Source organism: Sphaerisporangium sp. NPDC005289 (assembly GCF_040607455.1).
GTDB lineage: Bacteria > Actinomycetota > Actinomycetes > Streptosporangiales > Streptosporangiaceae > Sphaerisporangium > Sphaerisporangium rhizosphaerae.
In genome coordinates this window covers 418,371-433,546 of sequence record NZ_JBEXGS010000002.1, presented here as the reverse complement: position 1 = coordinate 433,546, position 15,176 = coordinate 418,371, and the positions used below count along the sequence as shown (strand labels likewise).

The window sequence follows — 15,176 nt, the reverse complement described above, 5'->3', positions numbered from 1 at the left end:
GGGCCTGCGAGCGCCCGCGGGGAACCGCGGTGGGCCGCCGAAGGACCACCGCACCCCAAGACGGCATGCGCCCCGACGAGTGATCGGACGAAGCGCGCGGCGCGCGGGCCCGGGAACGGCCGGACCCGCGTGCAGGCGGGATGAAAGCGGCCTGTAAGGCGCCGCCACTAGCTTCTCGATCGAAAAAGATCACTAGGAAAGGCGCACGATGTCCCTCATCCTCTCCCGCCGCGCCCTCGCCGTCTGCGCGGCGGCGGTCCTGCTCTCGCTCACGACGGGATGCGGCGGCGGCAGCACCAAGGCGGTCTGCCAGGACGCCGTCAAGGCGTTCCAGGACTACAGCACCCAGGCCGCGGCCGGCGCCGGAAACCTGGACGCCTTCAACACCGCGAACGCCGGCCTGGCCGCCAAGCTGAAGGGCCTGTCGGGCAAGGCCGACGGCCACCTGAAGGACACCCTGACGGAGCTGTCCCTCTCCTGGGGCGCCATCAAGATCGACGCGTCGAACCCGGCCGCGGCGGCGACCGAGCTGACCAAGCTCGGCACCCGGGCCACCGAAGCCACCCAGAAGCTGGCGAAGGACTGCTCCTAGCCGACGCCCGGCGAACCGCGGTGGCCCCCGTCCCACCGGTCCCCGCGGCGGCGACGAACCGCCGCCGCCCGGCCCCCCTCGCCGCCGAAGCCGCGCCGCTCCCTCCGGCCACCCCTGGGTCCCCCAGGGGTGGCCGGCTCGTTTCCACCGGTACGCGGGGCGCCCTCCCCAGACGCGATCTGGTGCGGAATTCCGGGAAAGGGTAGATGGTTATGCCGATCGGAATCGACGAGACACGAGACGAGGAAACACTGTGGCGACCATCGCGGTGACCGAGAAGAACTTCAACGACATCGCCGACGAGGGCATCGTCCTGCTCGACTTCTGGGCGGCGTGGTGCGGGCCCTGCCGCACCTTCGGGCCCATCTTCGAGAAGGCTTCGCAGAAGCACGAGGACATCACCTTCGGCAAGATCGACACCGAGGCCGAGCGGGGCCTGGCGGAAGGCTTCGAGATCACCTCCATCCCCACGGTCATGGCGATCAGGGACGGCATCGTCGTGTTCGCCCAGCCGGGGGCGCTGCCCGAGCCCGCGCTCGAGGACCTGATCAGGCAGGTGCGCGCCCTGGACATGGAGGCCATCCGCAAGGAGATCGCCTCCGACATCGACTCCGGGGTCGCCGAGGGCCCCGACGACGGCCGCCGCCCCTGAGCGAGGCCGCCGCCCCCGAGCACGGGAGCCACGCGAACGCCAGAGCCGGCCCCGCCGCCCTTTCCACGGGCGGCGGGGCCGGCTCTCGTCGTGCGGGGGCCCGCCCGGCTCGGCGCACGGCGGGCCCGGCCGTTGTCGTGCGGGGCCCGCCGGGCTCAGCTGGAGCGGTAGAGCTCGGCGAGCTGGAAGGCCAGGTCGAGCGACTGGCTGCGGTTGAGGCGCGGGTCGCAGGCCGTCTCGTAGCGCAGCGCCAGGTCCTCCTCGACGATCGGGTGGCCGCCGCCGACGCACTCGGTGACGTCGTCGCCGGTGAACTCGATGTGGATGCCGCCCGGGTGGGTGCCGAGGGCGTGGTGCACCTCGAAGAAGCCGGTGACCTCGTCCAGCACATCGCCGAGCCTGCGGGTCTTGTGGCCGCTCGGCGCCTCGAAGGTGTTGCCGTGCATCGGGTCGCAGATCCACGCGACCTGGGCGCCGCTCGCGTGGATCTTCTCCACCAGCGTGGGCAGCGCGTCGCGCACCTTGGAGGCACCCATGCGGGTGATGAAGGTCAGCCGGCCGGGCTCGTTGGCGGGGTTGAGCTTGTCGATGAGCGCGAGGGCGTCCTCGGGCGAGGTGGTGGGCCCGAGCTTGACGCCGATGGGGTTGCGGATGCGGCTGAAGAACTCGACGTGGGCGCCGTCGAGCTGACGGGTGCGCTCGCCGATCCACACCATGTGGGCCGACACGTCGTAGGGCAGACCGGTGCGGGAGTCGACGCGGGTGAGCGCGCGGTCGTAGTCGAGGATCAGCGCCTCGTGCGAGGAGTAGAACTCGACGGTGTGGAACTCCTCGGGATCGGCGCGGCAGGCCCGCATGAACGCCAGCGCGTGGTCGATCTCGCGGGCGAGCTGCTCGTAGCGGCGGCCGGCCGGCGACTCGGCCACGAAGTCCTGGTTCCAGGCGTGCACCTGCCGCAGGTCGGCGTAGCCGCCCTTGGTGAAGGCACGCGCCAGGTTGAGCGTGACTGCCGAGGAGTGGTAGGCGCGCAGCAGCCGCGCGGGGTCGGGCGTGCGCGACTCGGGGGTGAAGTCGAAGCCGTTGACCATGTCGCCGCGGTAGGCGGGCAGCTCGACCCCGCCCCGGGTCTCGGTCCCACTGGAACGCGGCTTGGCGAACTGCCCGGCCAGCCGGCCGATCTTGACGACGGGGACACGGCCGGCATAGGTGAGCACGATGGCCATCTGCAGCAGCGTCTTGAGCTTGTTGCGCACGTTGTCGGCCGTCGCGCCGGCGAAGGTCTCGGCGCAGTCGCCACCCTGCAGCACGAACGCCTCGCCGCGCACCACGGCGGCGAGCCGGTCCTTGAGCTCGTCGCACTCGCCGGCGAACACCAGCGGTGGCAGACCCTGCAGCTCGGCGACGGTGCGCTCCAGCGCCGAGTGGTCGGGCCACTCGGGCTGCTGCGCGGCGGGCAGCTCCCGCCAGGAATCCAGGTTGATCGGTTCGGCGCTCACGCTAAAAGGCTATTGCACCTTTCCCCGTGTGACAGAGTCCGTGTCCACAAGGTGAGAAATCTTTCTCCATTCGGGGGGAGATGCGAGGAGTCGTGCCACGCCCGTACGCCGGCCGTCGCGAGGCCGGCTCGCCCATCCGGACCCTTTCGTGCCCCTTTCCCGCCGTCAGGAGGCGCCCGTTTCCTGCCCTCAGGAGGCGCCCGCCCGGGGAGCCTGAGGCGTGCGGACATGCTCGGGCAGGACGCCGAAGCCGACGAAGCGGCGGGCGAGGGCTCCGATGAGCGGCAGGCGCGCGGGGTCACGCGGCCGCGACGGCGCGGCATCGGGCCGCGCCGCCCCGCCCGGCGTGGCGCGATCACGCAGGGCCGGTGCCGGCCGGGGCGCGTCGCGCAGCGCCGGGCGGATGACCAGGGCCTGCACCGCGCGCTGCGCGAGCTGGGTGACGACCGTGGGCAGGGTGCGGCGGCGCTGCACCCGGCGCAGCAGCTCCTCGGGGACCGCCCCGGCGCGCAGCGGCCCGGCGAGCAGGTTGGCGGCGGCCACCGCGTCCTGCACGGCCAGGTTGATGCCGACGCCGAACACCGGTGACATGGCGTGCGCGGCGTCCCCGAGGAGCAGCAGCCCGGGACGGTGCCAGCGGCGCAGCCGGTTGACGGCGACCCGCAGGACGCTGACCTGCTCCATGCTCGCCAGCTCCCCGGTGCGGCCGGCGAGGAAGGGCACCAGCGTGCCGATGGAGGCGCGCAGCGCCTCGATGCCCTCGGCCCTGACCTGCTCGAACCGGCCCTTCGGGATCAGGTAGGCGAGCTGCCAGTAGCTCTCGCGGTTGATCGCGACCATCATCCGCCCGGCCGAGACGCGCAGGAAGGCGTCCGCGGTGTCGCCGTCCTCGCGCGGCAGCCGGAACCACAGCACGTCCATGGGCGCGCCGTGCTCCACCGGGACCAGGCCCGCGGCGCGGCGCACGGCCGAGCGCCGCCCGTCGGCGCCGATGGTGAGGGCCGCGCGCAGCTCGTGCTCCCGCCCGTCCCGGTCGCGGTAGCGCAGGCCGCGCACGGCGTCGCCCTCCCGGATCAGGCCCACCACCTCGGCCTCCATGAGCAGCCGGAAGGTGGGATAGCGCCGGGCCGCCGCGGTGACCAGGTTGAGGAAGTCCCACTGCGGGACGAACGCGATGTAGGGGAACCTGCTCTTCAGCCCGCGCAGGGAGGCGACGGTCAGGACGCGCTCGTCGGTCCACACCAGCACCTTCTCGGCCTTGCGGTGGGGCAGCGCGAGGAACTCCCCGGCGAGCCCGAGCTCGTCGAGGATCTGCAGGGTCGAGGGATGGACGGTGTCGCCGCGGAAGTCGCGCAGGAAGTCGGCGTGTTTCTCCAGCAGCGTCACCTCCACCCCGGCCCGGGCGAGCAGGAGGGCCAGGACGGCGCCGGCGGGGCCGCCTCCGGCGATCGCACATGTGGTCCGCATTTTCATCACCTGATGAAATCATCGCACACCCTGTCTTTCGGGTGAAGCCCGGCGCGGCGGACGGCGGCGCCTTTCGTGACCATGCCGGGGCCACCGGCCGCCGAAGGGACCCACGGGCCGGATTCCCCGGCGCCCACGGCGATCGCGTACGTCATGGTTGGGGCGCGGGAGGAATAACCGGAGGGCTCCGGGGCAGTCGGTCTGCGCCCACGAAGGGGCGACAACGAGGCGACTTGGAGTTGAGGTCACATGATAGTGCTGGGCCTGCTCTTGATCGTGCTCGCCGGCGCGACCCTGGTCGCGGTGGCGAACGACGAGACCGGCGGCATCGCGGCGTCGGTCACGGTGCTCGACCGGACCTTCCAGCTCAGCAAGCTGGAGCTGTTCCTGGCAGGCGCGGCCACCGCGGCCGTGTTCCTGATCGGCCTGATGATCCTGACGGCCGGCATGCGGCGCGCCGGCGCCAAGCGCAGGAAGATGCGCGAGGCGCGGGTGGAGACGCGTGACCGCGTCGCCCGGCTGGAGGAGGAGAAGCGCCGCCTCGAGCGCCGGCTGGAGGCCGAGAACACCACTCCGGCCGCCACCGCCGCCGCGCCCACGCCGGCCGGACGGCACGCGCACATGCCCGACCATGACGGCGACGGCGTCGACGACCGGGTGGAGATCCCCGCCGCCCGTCCCGCCGACCGCGGCGCCTACCCCGGCGCCGACCACGTCGAGACCACCACCGAACCGGTGCGTGGCCGCGACGCCTACGACGGCGACCGGCTGGTCGCCGGGCCCCGGGCCGGCCGGGACACGAGCGCCTGACATGCGCGGCGACACCATCGACGACCCGGCGGCCGTCCGGGGACCCGGTCCCTGGGCGGCCCTGCCGGGGCGTCGCCGGCTGTCACGGCCGGTGGAGCACCGGTGCTCGGCCCGGCGCCCGCGCCGGCCGCGGCGTCAGGCGCGCCCGCCTCGCCCCCACTCGCTGAGGGCGGCGGCGCTCCTGGCGTGTCCGGGGACGGCGCGTCAGCGCTGCCTGAGCAGCGCCAGGCAGTTGGTCACCCCGGCGGTCGCCGGCTCGCGGATGCGGGCGTAGTCCTCCGGCGGGTACTGCCGGGGGCCGTTCTCCACCAGCAGGATGAGGTTGAGGTACAGCCGGTACAGAGCCTCGCGGACGCGGGCCTGCGGGGTCAGGTCCAGCTTGCCGCCCGCCTGCCGGTATCCCACCAGCATCGGGTCGTCCTCGCTCAGCCGCCCGAAGATCGTCGGAGTGATGAAGTCGGCCAGCGGGTCGCCCCAGAAGGCCCGCTCGTGGTCGATCAGCGCCTGGACGCGCGGCGGCCCCTCGCCCTGCGCGGTCACGAACACGTTGCCGGGCCAGATGTCGAAATGGACGAGTGAGGGCGCCGTCACCTCCTCCAGCACGTGGAGGTTGGCGTGGATGGCGCCCGCGATGTCCACCAGCGAGCAGGGCAGCGGCGTGGCGTAGCGGACCGCGTCGTCCAGCAGCGCGCCGGTCATCACCACGAAGGCGTCGCGCCACGTCGTGCCGGTGAGACCGGCGTAGGGGTAGCCGTAGACGCCCTGGCCGGGGATCGTGTGCAGCGTCGCCAGATGACCGCCCACCTCGTGCCGCAGCGCGCGATGGTCGGCGTCGGTCAGGGAGCCCGCCTGGCTCCACGGGACGCCGTCCAGCGCCGAGAACAGCAGATAGTCGCCGCCGAGCCCGGGGTCGTCGAAGCCCGAGTGCAGCAGCCGCGGCAGCGGCAGGCCGGTGGGTCCGGCCAGGTGGTACACCAGCGCCTCGGTGCGCAGCAGGTGACGCTCGTAGGTGAGCTGCCGCAGCTCGGGGGGCGGTGCGACCTTCACGACGACCTGGCGGCCGTCGTCGAGGGTGACCAGCCACACCGCGTTGGCGAAGCCGTCGGTGAGCTCCTCGGCCGACCGCACCCCCGTTTCCACCGCTCCACGGATCAGCGCGTCCAACTGGGCGGCCGACAGCCGGCGCTTGGTCCTGCTCTCCATCGGTCACATCACTTCGGCTGGTCAAGACGGTCAGGGGAAGGGAAGGAGAAAGGAAGGACGGGCGGGGCCGGCGAAGACCGGGGCCCTCGCCGGCCGCCCGGGCGCGCGCGCCTCACACGGCGGAGATGGTCCAGGTGACCTCGTGCTTGTCTCCCGGCTCCAGGACGACGAGGTCGGTGCCGGTGTTGAAGGCGTCCGGGGGGCAGGTCATCGGTTCGACGGCGATGCCGCGGTGGCCGAAGCCGGTGCCCGTGCAGACCTGCACCCACGGCATCGCCGCCGCGTCCCAGACGATCTGCACCGCGCCGCGCTCGCCGCTCAGCCGCACGCGGGCGAAGCCGTCGGGGGCCGCGTCCAGCCCGGTGAACGCCTCGTCGATCACGGTGGCGGCGAGCGGGCGGGGGGAGCGGAAGTCGAACGGCGTGCCGTCGACCGGCTCCAGCGTGGTGGGGATCAGGACGTCGTCGACGCGCAGCACGCGGCCGGCCGGCAGGTCGAGCTCCCAGCCCGTCTCGGGGCCGTCGTCGGCGATCAGCCACGGGTGCGGGCCGCAACCGTAGGGGGCGCGGCGCTCGCCGATGTTCTCGGCGGTGAGCGTCGTCGCCAGCCCCTCGGGGCTCACCGCGTACCGCACCTGCAGGGCCAGGCGGAACGGGTAGCCGGGGGTGGGCTCGATGGTGTGCGCGAGCCGCACGAACCCCTGGTCGCCCTCGGCGGTGGGCGGCTCGACCAGCTCCCAGTCGGCGAAGGCCACCAGGCCGTGCAGCGCGTGGCCGCGTTCGAGCTCGTTGACCGGGACCTCGAACCGCTCGCCGTCGAAACCGTAGCGGCCGCCGGCCACGCGGTTGGGCCAGGGGGCGAGCAGGGTGCCGCTGTAGTGCGGGACGGGTCCCTCGGGGGGCCAGGTGGCCACCAGGTCGCGGTCGCCGTGCCTGAGCACTCGCAGGGCCGCGCCCATCTTGGTCACCTCGGCGTGATAGCCGCCACCGTGGAGAGCGTACTGAGGCACGGGGGAAATCCTCTCATCGACGTGCGAACAACCAGATTCCGGGCGGCACCAGGGCGCACGCCTCCCATCTTCCCGGTCGTCTTCCGGTGGTCGTCACCGGGTCCCGGAAAGTGGGAGCGCTCCCATAGCGCCCTAAAGGTAGGGGCTTTGGCGCAAAGAGTCAACTAATTGAGTAAATACGGTCACACGTAGTGGGGTTTCGGCGCGACCCTGATCGAATGGGCGCCACCGCAGGTCAAACCGGTTTCGGACAGCCGAGACCGATCCCCGGTGCGGCGCTGTCCCGCCCTTTCACCACAAGCCCCCGGCGTGCGAGAACTCCCGCACAGGCAGTCAATGCCCATTGTCAGCTCATTATGTGAACCACGTCAGGTTACCGGCGATTCGGTCCTGTGAGGAGACCTCCGACCATCCCAGTTGACCCCCGCCATCCCCGCCTCCTCGCCGGGGAACGCCGGCCGCCTGCTAGCGTCACCGTCCGTGACGGACATGACCGACCCGGCAGGCCCGGCGGACCCGGCGGATCCGATGGACGGGGTGTACGTCGGGCGCGCCGACGTGGACGCGGCCGGCGACCAGGGCTGGCTGCTCGGGCACTTCAAGCCGCCCGGCGACCCGCGCCACAGCGACGAGGTCGAGATCAAGTGGGGCGTGCACGCCCGCGGCGACGAGCGGGCCGAATGGGTCAGGGGCGAGAAGCGCACCGCGCTGCTCATCCTGGTGCGCGGCCGGTTCCGGGTCGAACTGCCGGGCCGCGGCGTGCTGCTCGCCGAGCCGGGGGACTACGTCGTCTGGGGGCGGGGAGTCGACCACTCCTGGTACGCCGAGGAGGACTCGGTCGTGATCACCGTCCGCTGGCCCTCCGTCCCGGGCTACGCGGTCCCCTGAGCGCCGGGCGGTCCATCGCACCCGGCGAAGGGAAGGGGCGGCGGGGCGGCGGGGCGGTGCCGTTTTGGGGAGGGGCGTCTATCGTGCCGGGCGGATGCCTGAGATCCTCGGGCGAGCGTATTGGGACGTGCCGCCGCGGGCGCGCCGAGGGCGGGCGACGCCTGCCGACGAGGAGGGGTCCGATGGCCATCGACTTCACGCTCGCCCCCGAGCATGAGGAGATCCGCCGGCGCGTGCGGGACTTCATCCGGGGCACCGTCGTCCCCGCCGTCGAGGGCCTGGACGACGAGACGGCCGCCACCACGCGCGAGGAGTACCTGCGGGTGATCTTCGGCCTGCGCGCCCGGGCGCGTGAAGAGGGGCTGTGGCTGCCTCATATGCCCAAGGAGTGGGGCGGCATGGGTCTCGGCCACGTCGAGCTGGCCATGGTCCAGTCGGAGGCCGCCAAGACCCGCCTCGGCCCCTGGATCCTCAACTGCGCGGCCCCCGACGAGGGCAACATGCACACGCTGCTGCACTGGGGCGACGACGAGCAGAAGGAACGCTACCTGCGGCCGCTGCTCGAGGGCGCCAAGATGTCGTGCTTCGCCATGACCGAGCCCGAGGTGGCAGGCTCCGACCCCACGCTCATCCGCACGCACGCCGTCAGGGACGGGGACGAGTGGGTGATCAACGGCCACAAGTGGTTCATCTCCAACGCCCGCCGCGCGAGCTTCGCCATCCTCATCGCCCGGACCGAGACCGACGTCCCTGAGGGCTCCCGCGGCGCCAACACCGCTTTCCTGGTCGACCTGCCCCAGGAGGGCTGGAACGACGTCCGCGAGGTCGAGACGATGCACGGCTCCACCGGGCACAGCGAGATCGTCATCACCGATCTGCGGGTGCCCGACGGCGCGATATTGGGCGGCCGGGGCAACGGCCACCGCCTGGGCCAGTACCGTCTCGGCCCCGCGCGGCTCGCGCACTGCATGCGCTGGATCTCCCAGGCGGAGACCGCGCTCGACATGATGGTCGACCGGGCGCTCAACCGCTACAGCCACGGCTCGCTGCTGGCCGACAAGCAGGGCGTCCAGTGGCTCATCGCCGACTCGGCCATGGAGCTGTACCAGTGCAAGCTCATGGTGCTGCACGCCGCCTCCAAGATCGACAAGGGTGAGGACTTCCGCACCGAGGTCTCGATGGCCAAGCACTTCGTCGCCGGCAGCCTCAACCGGATCATCGACCGGGCCATCCAGGTGCACGGAGCGCTCGGCTACTCCACCGACACCCCGCTGGCGAAGATGTTCCAGCACGCCCGGTGGGCGCGCTTCGCCGACGGCGCGGACGAGATCCACCAGATGCGCATCGCCGAGCGTACGATCGCCGCGTACCGGGCCACCGGTTCCACCAGCGCCGCCACCGGAGGGTTGCCACTGTGAACGAGATCGACCTGATCAGCGGGCTCGTCCCCGCAACGGGGGAGGAGCGGCCGGCGCCCGCGCCGTCCAACGTGGTGCGCTCCGACCGGCTCGACGGCAAGGTCGCCCTCGTCACCGGCGGCGCCGGCGGCATCGGCGCCGCGGTCGCCCGCCGGCTGGCCGAGGGCGGCGCCCGCGTCGTCGTCGCCGACATCGACGACGCGGGCGCCGCGGAGGTCGCCGGCGAGATCGGCGGGACGGCCGCGCGCTGCGACGTGCGGCGGCCGGCCGACAGCGAGAAGGCCGTGGCCCTGGCGGTCGAGCGGTACGGGCGGCTCGACCTGGCCTTCCTCAACGCCGGCGTGACCACCGGCTGCGGCCTCGGCGACGACTTCGACCTCGAGCGCTACCGCCTGGCGATGAGCGTCAACCTCGACGGGGTCGTGTTCGGCGTGCGGGCCGCGACGCCCGCGCTGCGGGCGGCCGGCGGCGGCACCATCGTGGCGACCTCCAGCATGGCCGGCATCGTGGGCATCCCCGCCGACCCGATCTACGCCGCCGGCAAGCACGCCGTCGTCGGGCTGGTCCGCTCGCTCGGCCCCGCCCTCGCCCGGGCCGGCATCAAGGTGCAGGCGCTGTGCCCGTCCTTCGCCGACACCCCGATCCTCGGCGGCGGCAAGGCCGTGCTCGAGGAGATGGGCTTTCCCATCCTCCCGGTCTCCGCGGTGACCGAGGCCTTCATTCAGCTGCTCGACAGCGACGGCACAGGCGAGTGCTGGTTCGTGGTGCCCGGCCGCGAGAGCGCCCCGTTCGAGTTCCGCCGCGCCCCCGGCCCGCGCGCCTGACCTTTCCCGCGCCGGTCGCGCGAGGCGGCCGGAGGAAGTTCAGGCCAGGCGGCCGGAGGTCTAGGCGAGGCGGCCGGAGGAGATGAGGTCGCGATACCACAGGGCGCTGCTCTTCGGCGTCCTGCGCTGGGTGGCGTAGTCGACGTGCACGATGCCGAAGCGGGCGTCGTAGCCCTCCGCCCACTCGAAGTTGTCCAGCAGCGACCAGACGTAGTACCCCTCCACCGGCACGCCCTCGGCCAGCGCGTCGTGCACGGCCGCGAGGTGGTCGCGCAGGAAGGAGACGCGCTCGCCGTCGGCGACCCCGCCGTCCGGGCCGACCTCGTCGGGCGCGGGCACCCCGTTCTCGGTGATCACGATCGGCACCGCGGGGTAGTCGTACTTCAGCCGGGTCAGGGTGTCGTACAGACCGCGCGGGTAGATCTCCAGCCAGTCGAGCTGCGCCGTCGGGTGCTTGTGCACGCGGTTGCCCTCGGCGTCCAGGAAGTGCGGGGTGTAGTACTGCACGCCGAGCACGTCGATGGGCTCGCTGATCACCGCTAGGTCGCCGTCGAGGATGCGGTCGGGCATCGGGCTGCGCTCGGCGATCCACGCGAGCGTGTCCTCGGGGTAGGCGCCGGTGAAGATCGGGTCGAGGTAGAGCCGGTTCTCCAGCCCGTCCTGGTGCCAGACCGCCGCGTCGGCGCCGGTGAAGGGCTCGGCGGCGTAGGTCGGGTGCAGGTTGAGCGCCGGGCCGATGCGCCGGCCGGGGTGGGCCTCGTGCAGCACGCGCGAGGCGCGTCCGTGGGCGAGCAGCAGATGGTGCAGGGCCACGAAGGCCCGCCCCTCGTCCTGGACCCCCGGCGCGTGGATGCCCCAGCGGTAGCCGCAGTCGACGACGGTCTTGGGCTCGTTGATGGTCAGCCAGTCGCGGACCTCCAGCGCGTCGAACATGATCGCGGCGTAGTCGGCGAACCGCTCGGCGGTGTCCCTGTTCTCCCAGCCGCCGGCCTCCTGCAGCGCCTGGGGCAGGTCCCAGTGGAACAGAGTGGCCATGGGATGGACGCCGCGCTCGCGCAGCCCGTCGACCAGGCGGCGGTAGAAGTCCAGGCCGGCCTGGTTCACCGCGCCCGCGCCGTCCGGCTGGACGCGCGGCCAGGCGATGGAGAAGCGGTAGCCGCGCAGGCCCAGCGAGGCCATCAGGTCGAGGTCCTCGCCCAGACGGTGGTAGTGGTCGGCGGCCACGGCGCCGGTGTCGCCGTTCTTGACGTTGCCGGGGACCGCCGCGAAGGTGTCCCAGATCGACCTCCCGCGCCCGTCCTCCTCCGTGGCGCCCTCGATCTGGTAGGCGGAGGTCGCCGCACCCCAGACGAACTCGTCGGGGAAACGCTGCTCAGGCACGGGGTTCTCCTTCGGGGGGTGGGGGCGCGCGACGGCCCGGGCTCCCGGCCGCACGGGCTGCCCGGGCCGCGCCTTTGGGGGTCAGGCCGAGCCGCGCTCGACCAGGTGGGTGTCCAATATCACGACGGGCTGCTCCAGTCGCTCGCCGTTGATGCGGCAGACGAGCAGCTGCGCCATCTGGCGGCCCATGTCCTCGGTCGGCTGGTGGACGCTGGTGAGCGGCGGCACGGTGTGCGCGGCCACCGCCGAGTCGTCGAAGCCGATCACCGCGACATCGTCCGGGATGATCTTGCCGTGGTCCTTGAGCACCCTCATCGCGCCGAAGGCCATCGGGTCGGAGGCGGTGAACACCGCGTCCAGCGTCGGGTGCTGCTGGAGCAGGCGCTCCATCGCCGACACGCCGCTGGCCTCGCTGAAGTCTCCGTAGGCGACGATCTCCTGCATGCCGGTGGCCAGCAGCGCGTCGCGGTAGCCGGCCAGACGGTCGACGCCCACGCCCATGTCCTGGGAGCCGGCGATGGTCGCGATGCGCCGCCTGCCCCGGCCGAGCAGGTACTTGACCGCCTGCCGGGCGCCGGCCCTGTTGTCCATGTCGACGTAGCTGAACGGGGTGAAGCCCACCGGGCGGCCGCCGAGGACGGTCGGCACGCCCATCTCCTCCAGCCGGCCGGGCAGCGGGTCGGCGCCGTGCAGGGAGATCAGCAGCACGCCGTCCACGTGCTGCCCGGTGAGGTAGAGCTCCAGGCGCTCGTGCTCGTCGCGCGACTGCGCCATCGTCAAGATGAGCTGCAGGCCGGTCTCCGACAGCGACGAGCCGATGCCGCGGATGATGCCCGCGAAGAACGGCTCGTCGAAGATGCGCTGCTCGGACTCCGACACCACCAGCGCGATCGTGTCCGTGCGCCTGGTGACCAGGGTGCGCGCCGCCCGGTTCGGCACGTAGCCGAGTTCGTCGATCGCCTGCTGCACCGCTTCGCGCGCCTTGTCGCTCACCTTCGGCGAGCCGTTGATGACGCGAGACACGGTGCCGCGGCCGACGCCCGCGCGAGCGGCGACGGCCTCGAGGGTCGGTCGCGCTCCCGAGCGGCGGTCCCCGTTCATCAAAGTAGCCCCCTCCTGACAGTTAACGCCTTATTCTGCCGGACCCAGCAACCCGCCTCTGCGGATCGTGTCGGCGTACCAGAAGGCGCTGGCCTTGGGGGTTCTGCGCTGGCTCTCGTAGTCGACGTACACCAGTCCGAACCGCTTGCCGTAGCCCCAGGCCCACTCGAAATTGTCCATCAGGGACCAGGCGAAGTACCCCTTGAGCGGGATGCCCGCCTCGATGGCGGCGTGGCAGGTGCGCAGGTGCGCCTCGATGTAGGCCAGGCGCTCCTGGTCGTCGACCGACCCGTCGGCCACGACGTCGTCGAACGCGGCGCCGTTCTCGGAGATGACCAGGGGGATGCTCGGGTACTCGGTGGCGACCCGCTGGAGCACCTCGTACAGGCCGAGGTCGTCGATCTCCCAGCCCATCGAGGTGACCGGCCGGCCGCCGTTGACGAACGACACGTGCTCGTTGCCGGGCCACGGCGAGCCGGCGCCGGTCGGGGCGGCGGCGGCCGAGGCGGCGCCTCCGGGCTTGCCCGACACGGTGAACCGGCTGTAGTAGTTCACCATCAGGGTGTCGAACGGCGTGGAGATGGTCTCCATGTCGCCGTCCTGGATGAAGTCGATGTCGGTGACCGCGCTCAGGTCCGCGAGGACGTCCTCGGGGTAGGAGCCCTTCAGCAGCGCGTCCAGGAAGAAGCGGTTCTGCAGGCCGTCGATGCGCCGCGCGGCGTCCAGGTCGGCGGCGTCGTCGGTCGCCGGGCTGATCGCGTACAGGTTCACCGAGCCGCCGATGCGCGCGTCGGCGCCCTGGGCGCGCAGCGCCTGGACGGCCAGGCCGTGGGCGAGGTTGAGGTGGTGGGCGGCCCTGATCGAGGCGGCCGGCTCACGGCGTCCCGGCGCGTGCTCGCCGGAGGAGTAGCCGAGGAAGGCGGCGCACCAGGGCTCGTTGACGGTGCTCCACTGCTTGACGCGGTCGCCGAGCGCCTGGTGGACGCAGGCGGCGAAGTCGGCGAAGCGCTTCGACGTGTCGCGTGCGGGCCAGCCGCCGAGGTCTTCAAGTGCCTGGGGAAGGTCCCAGTGGTACAGGGTCAGCCAGGGCTCGATGCCGTTGGCCAGCAGCTCGTCCACCAGCCGCCGGTAGAAGTCCAGGCCGGCCTGGTTCACCGTGCCGGCGCCGTCCGGCATGATCCGCGGCCAGGACACCGAGAAGCGGTAGGCGGTCAGCCCGAGCTCGGCCATGACGGCCACGTCGTCCCGGTAGCGGCGGTAGTGGTCGATGGCCACATCGGCGTTCTCGCCGTTGAGGATGCGGCCCGGCTGCCGGACGAACGTGTCCCAGATGGAGGTCCCGCGCCCGTCCACGTCGGTGGACCCTTCGATCTGGTACGCCGAGGTGGCGGCGCCCCAGACGAAGCCGGTGGGGAACGCGAGGGCGGGGATGCCGGTCTGGGGTTGAGTCTCCTGCGTGGTCACGCTTTGACCGCACCTTCCATGAGTCCGCCGACGATCTGCCGGCCGAACGCGACGAAAACGACAATGAGCGGTAGTACGGAAAGGGCCGTTCCGGTGAAGATCAGGACGTAGTCCGTGCTGTGGGCCGCGGTGAGGAAGCTGATCGACACCTGAACCGTGGGGTTCTCCGGGCTCAGGACGATCAAGGGCCACATGAACTCGTTCCAGTTGAGCATGAAGGTCTGCAGCGCCAGCACGGCCATGCCGGGCCGGACGGCGGGCAGGATCACGTTCCACCAGATGCGCATGGTGGACGCGCCGTCCACCCGCGCCGCCTCGACCAGCTCCTCGGGCACGGCCTGATCGGTGTACTGCGTCATCATGAAGACGCCGAAGCCGTTGAGCAGGTAGGGCAGGATGACGGCCTTGAGCGTGCCCGTCCAGCCGAGGGTCACCATGAGCTGGTAGAGCGGGACGATGCCCATCTGCTGGAGCGGCACCATCATCGTGATGAGGATGGAGCCGAGCAGCAGGTTGCGGCCGCGGAAGTGGAGTCTGGCGAAGGCGAATCCCGCGAACGTCGAGATGAGCACGACGGAGAGCGTCACCGTCGAGGTGACGATCAGCGAGTTCACCAGACCCGTGATGAAGTGCGCGTCCTCGGTCTCGAGCACGCGCTGGATGTTGGCGCCGAGGTTGCCGCCAGGGAGCAGCGGCGGGGGCACCTCCACCGCGTCGGAGTTGGTCCGCGACGCGATGATGATCATCCAGTAGATCGGGAAGATCGACAGCAGGACGGTGAAGCCCAGGGCGATCTTCGTCAGGGGGGTGGCGCGGAACGGGTCCCGCTTGCTGCGCGCCTTGCCCCTCTGCGCCGGCCTGACCTGCGTGAT

General features: G+C 71.9%; 13 protein-coding genes and 1 pseudogene. 6 read left to right on the top strand and 8 right to left on the bottom strand.

Translation table 11 applies throughout. The features are described from left to right. Positions 1-208: 208 nt before the first annotated feature. A complete protein-coding gene (locus tag ABZT47_RS04685) occupies positions 209-592 on the top strand; it encodes a hypothetical protein (protein ID WP_354836167.1) in 384 nt (127 codons plus the stop codon). 193 nt (positions 593-785) lie between these two features. Beyond that, positions 786-1,244, top strand: a pseudogene (locus ABZT47_RS04680) (thioredoxin domain-containing protein); the annotation flags it as partial. 155 nt (positions 1,245-1,399) lie between these two features. Here ABZT47_RS04680 and ABZT47_RS04675 read toward each other — a convergent pair. Further along, positions 1,400-2,740, bottom strand: coding sequence for a class II 3-deoxy-7-phosphoheptulonate synthase (locus tag ABZT47_RS04675; protein WP_354836165.1), 1,341 nt, complete (start codon positions 2,738-2,740; stop codon positions 1,400-1,402). 189 nt (positions 2,741-2,929) lie between these two features. Next, positions 2,930-4,207 carry an FAD-dependent oxidoreductase gene (locus ABZT47_RS04670; RefSeq protein ID WP_354836163.1) on the bottom strand — a complete coding sequence of 426 codons (1,278 nt, stop codon included), beginning with the start codon at positions 4,205-4,207 and terminating at the stop codon, positions 2,930-2,932. Positions 4,208-4,456: 249 nt separating this feature from the next. On the opposite strand from ABZT47_RS04670, the gene ABZT47_RS04665 reads away from it, so the two are divergent. After that, positions 4,457-5,017: a hypothetical protein gene (locus tag ABZT47_RS04665; protein WP_354836161.1), complete on the top strand. Its 561-nt coding sequence runs from the start codon at positions 4,457-4,459 to the stop codon at positions 5,015-5,017. Positions 5,018-5,221: 204 nt separating this feature from the next. Here the strand turns inward: ABZT47_RS04665 and ABZT47_RS04660 are convergent, their stop codons facing one another. Further along, positions 5,222-6,220 (bottom strand): aminoglycoside phosphotransferase family protein, encoded by a 999-nt coding sequence (locus ABZT47_RS04660; protein ID WP_354836159.1) that lies wholly within the window; start codon positions 6,218-6,220, stop codon positions 5,222-5,224. 112 nt (positions 6,221-6,332) lie between these two features. Beyond that, positions 6,333-7,229 (bottom strand): aldose 1-epimerase family protein, encoded by an 897-nt coding sequence (locus tag ABZT47_RS04655; protein ID WP_354836157.1) that lies wholly within the window; start codon positions 7,227-7,229, stop codon positions 6,333-6,335. 489 nt (positions 7,230-7,718) lie between these two features. Between ABZT47_RS04655 and ABZT47_RS04650 the strand changes: the two genes are divergently transcribed. From ABZT47_RS04650 to ABZT47_RS04640, 3 genes are all read left to right on the top strand, one after another. Continuing rightward, positions 7,719-8,117: a signal peptidase I gene (locus tag ABZT47_RS04650; protein WP_354836572.1), complete on the top strand. Its 399-nt coding sequence runs from the start codon at positions 7,719-7,721 to the stop codon at positions 8,115-8,117. Between the two features lie 182 nt (positions 8,118-8,299). Further along, positions 8,300-9,535 carry an acyl-CoA dehydrogenase family protein gene (locus ABZT47_RS04645; RefSeq protein WP_354836155.1) on the top strand — a complete coding sequence of 412 codons (1,236 nt, stop codon included), beginning with the start codon at positions 8,300-8,302 and terminating at the stop codon, positions 9,533-9,535. After that, positions 9,532-10,359: an SDR family NAD(P)-dependent oxidoreductase gene (locus ABZT47_RS04640; RefSeq protein ID WP_354836153.1), complete on the top strand. Its 828-nt coding sequence runs from the start codon at positions 9,532-9,534 to the stop codon at positions 10,357-10,359. The genes ABZT47_RS04645 and ABZT47_RS04640 overlap by 4 nt, the downstream gene beginning before the upstream one ends. A gap of 60 nt (positions 10,360-10,419) precedes the next feature. Here ABZT47_RS04640 and ABZT47_RS04635 read toward each other — a convergent pair whose 3' ends face one another. The 4 genes from ABZT47_RS04635 to ABZT47_RS04620 form a co-directional block, all read right to left on the bottom strand. After that, positions 10,420-11,739, bottom strand: coding sequence for a GH1 family beta-glucosidase (locus ABZT47_RS04635; RefSeq protein WP_354836151.1), 1,320 nt, complete (start codon positions 11,737-11,739; stop codon positions 10,420-10,422). Between the two features lie 81 nt (positions 11,740-11,820). Beyond that, on the bottom strand, positions 11,821-12,840 hold the full coding sequence (locus tag ABZT47_RS04630; protein ID WP_354836149.1) for a LacI family DNA-binding transcriptional regulator: 1,020 nt from the start codon (positions 12,838-12,840) through the stop codon (positions 11,821-11,823). Positions 12,841-12,870: 30 nt separating this feature from the next. Next, positions 12,871-14,304, bottom strand: a complete 1,434-nt coding sequence (locus ABZT47_RS04625; protein ID WP_354836147.1) for a GH1 family beta-glucosidase — start codon at positions 14,302-14,304, stop codon at positions 12,871-12,873. Further along, a complete protein-coding gene (locus ABZT47_RS04620) occupies positions 14,301-15,176 on the bottom strand; it encodes a carbohydrate ABC transporter permease (protein WP_354836570.1) in 876 nt (291 codons plus the stop codon). The genes ABZT47_RS04625 and ABZT47_RS04620 overlap by 4 nt, the downstream gene beginning before the upstream one ends.

Excerpts from the sequence above, each read along its gene's own strand:
- ABZT47_RS04630 (WP_354836149.1), bottom strand. The coding sequence starts at position 12,840 with ATGAACGGGGACCGCCGCTCGGGAGCGCGACCGACCCTCGAGGCCGTC.
- ABZT47_RS04685 (WP_354836167.1), top strand. The coding sequence starts at position 209 with ATGTCCCTCATCCTCTCCCGCCGCGCCCTCGCCGTCTGCGCGGCGGCG.
- ABZT47_RS04670 (WP_354836163.1), bottom strand. The coding sequence starts at position 4,207 with ATGCGGACCACATGTGCGATCGCCGGAGGCGGCCCCGCCGGCGCCGTC.
- ABZT47_RS04660 (WP_354836159.1), bottom strand. The coding sequence starts at position 6,220 with ATGGAGAGCAGGACCAAGCGCCGGCTGTCGGCCGCCCAGTTGGACGCG.
- ABZT47_RS04650 (WP_354836572.1), top strand. The coding sequence starts at position 7,719 with ATGACCGACCCGGCAGGCCCGGCGGACCCGGCGGATCCGATGGACGGG.
- ABZT47_RS04645 (WP_354836155.1), top strand. The coding sequence starts at position 8,300 with ATGGCCATCGACTTCACGCTCGCCCCCGAGCATGAGGAGATCCGCCGG.
- ABZT47_RS04665 (WP_354836161.1), top strand. The coding sequence starts at position 4,457 with ATGATAGTGCTGGGCCTGCTCTTGATCGTGCTCGCCGGCGCGACCCTG.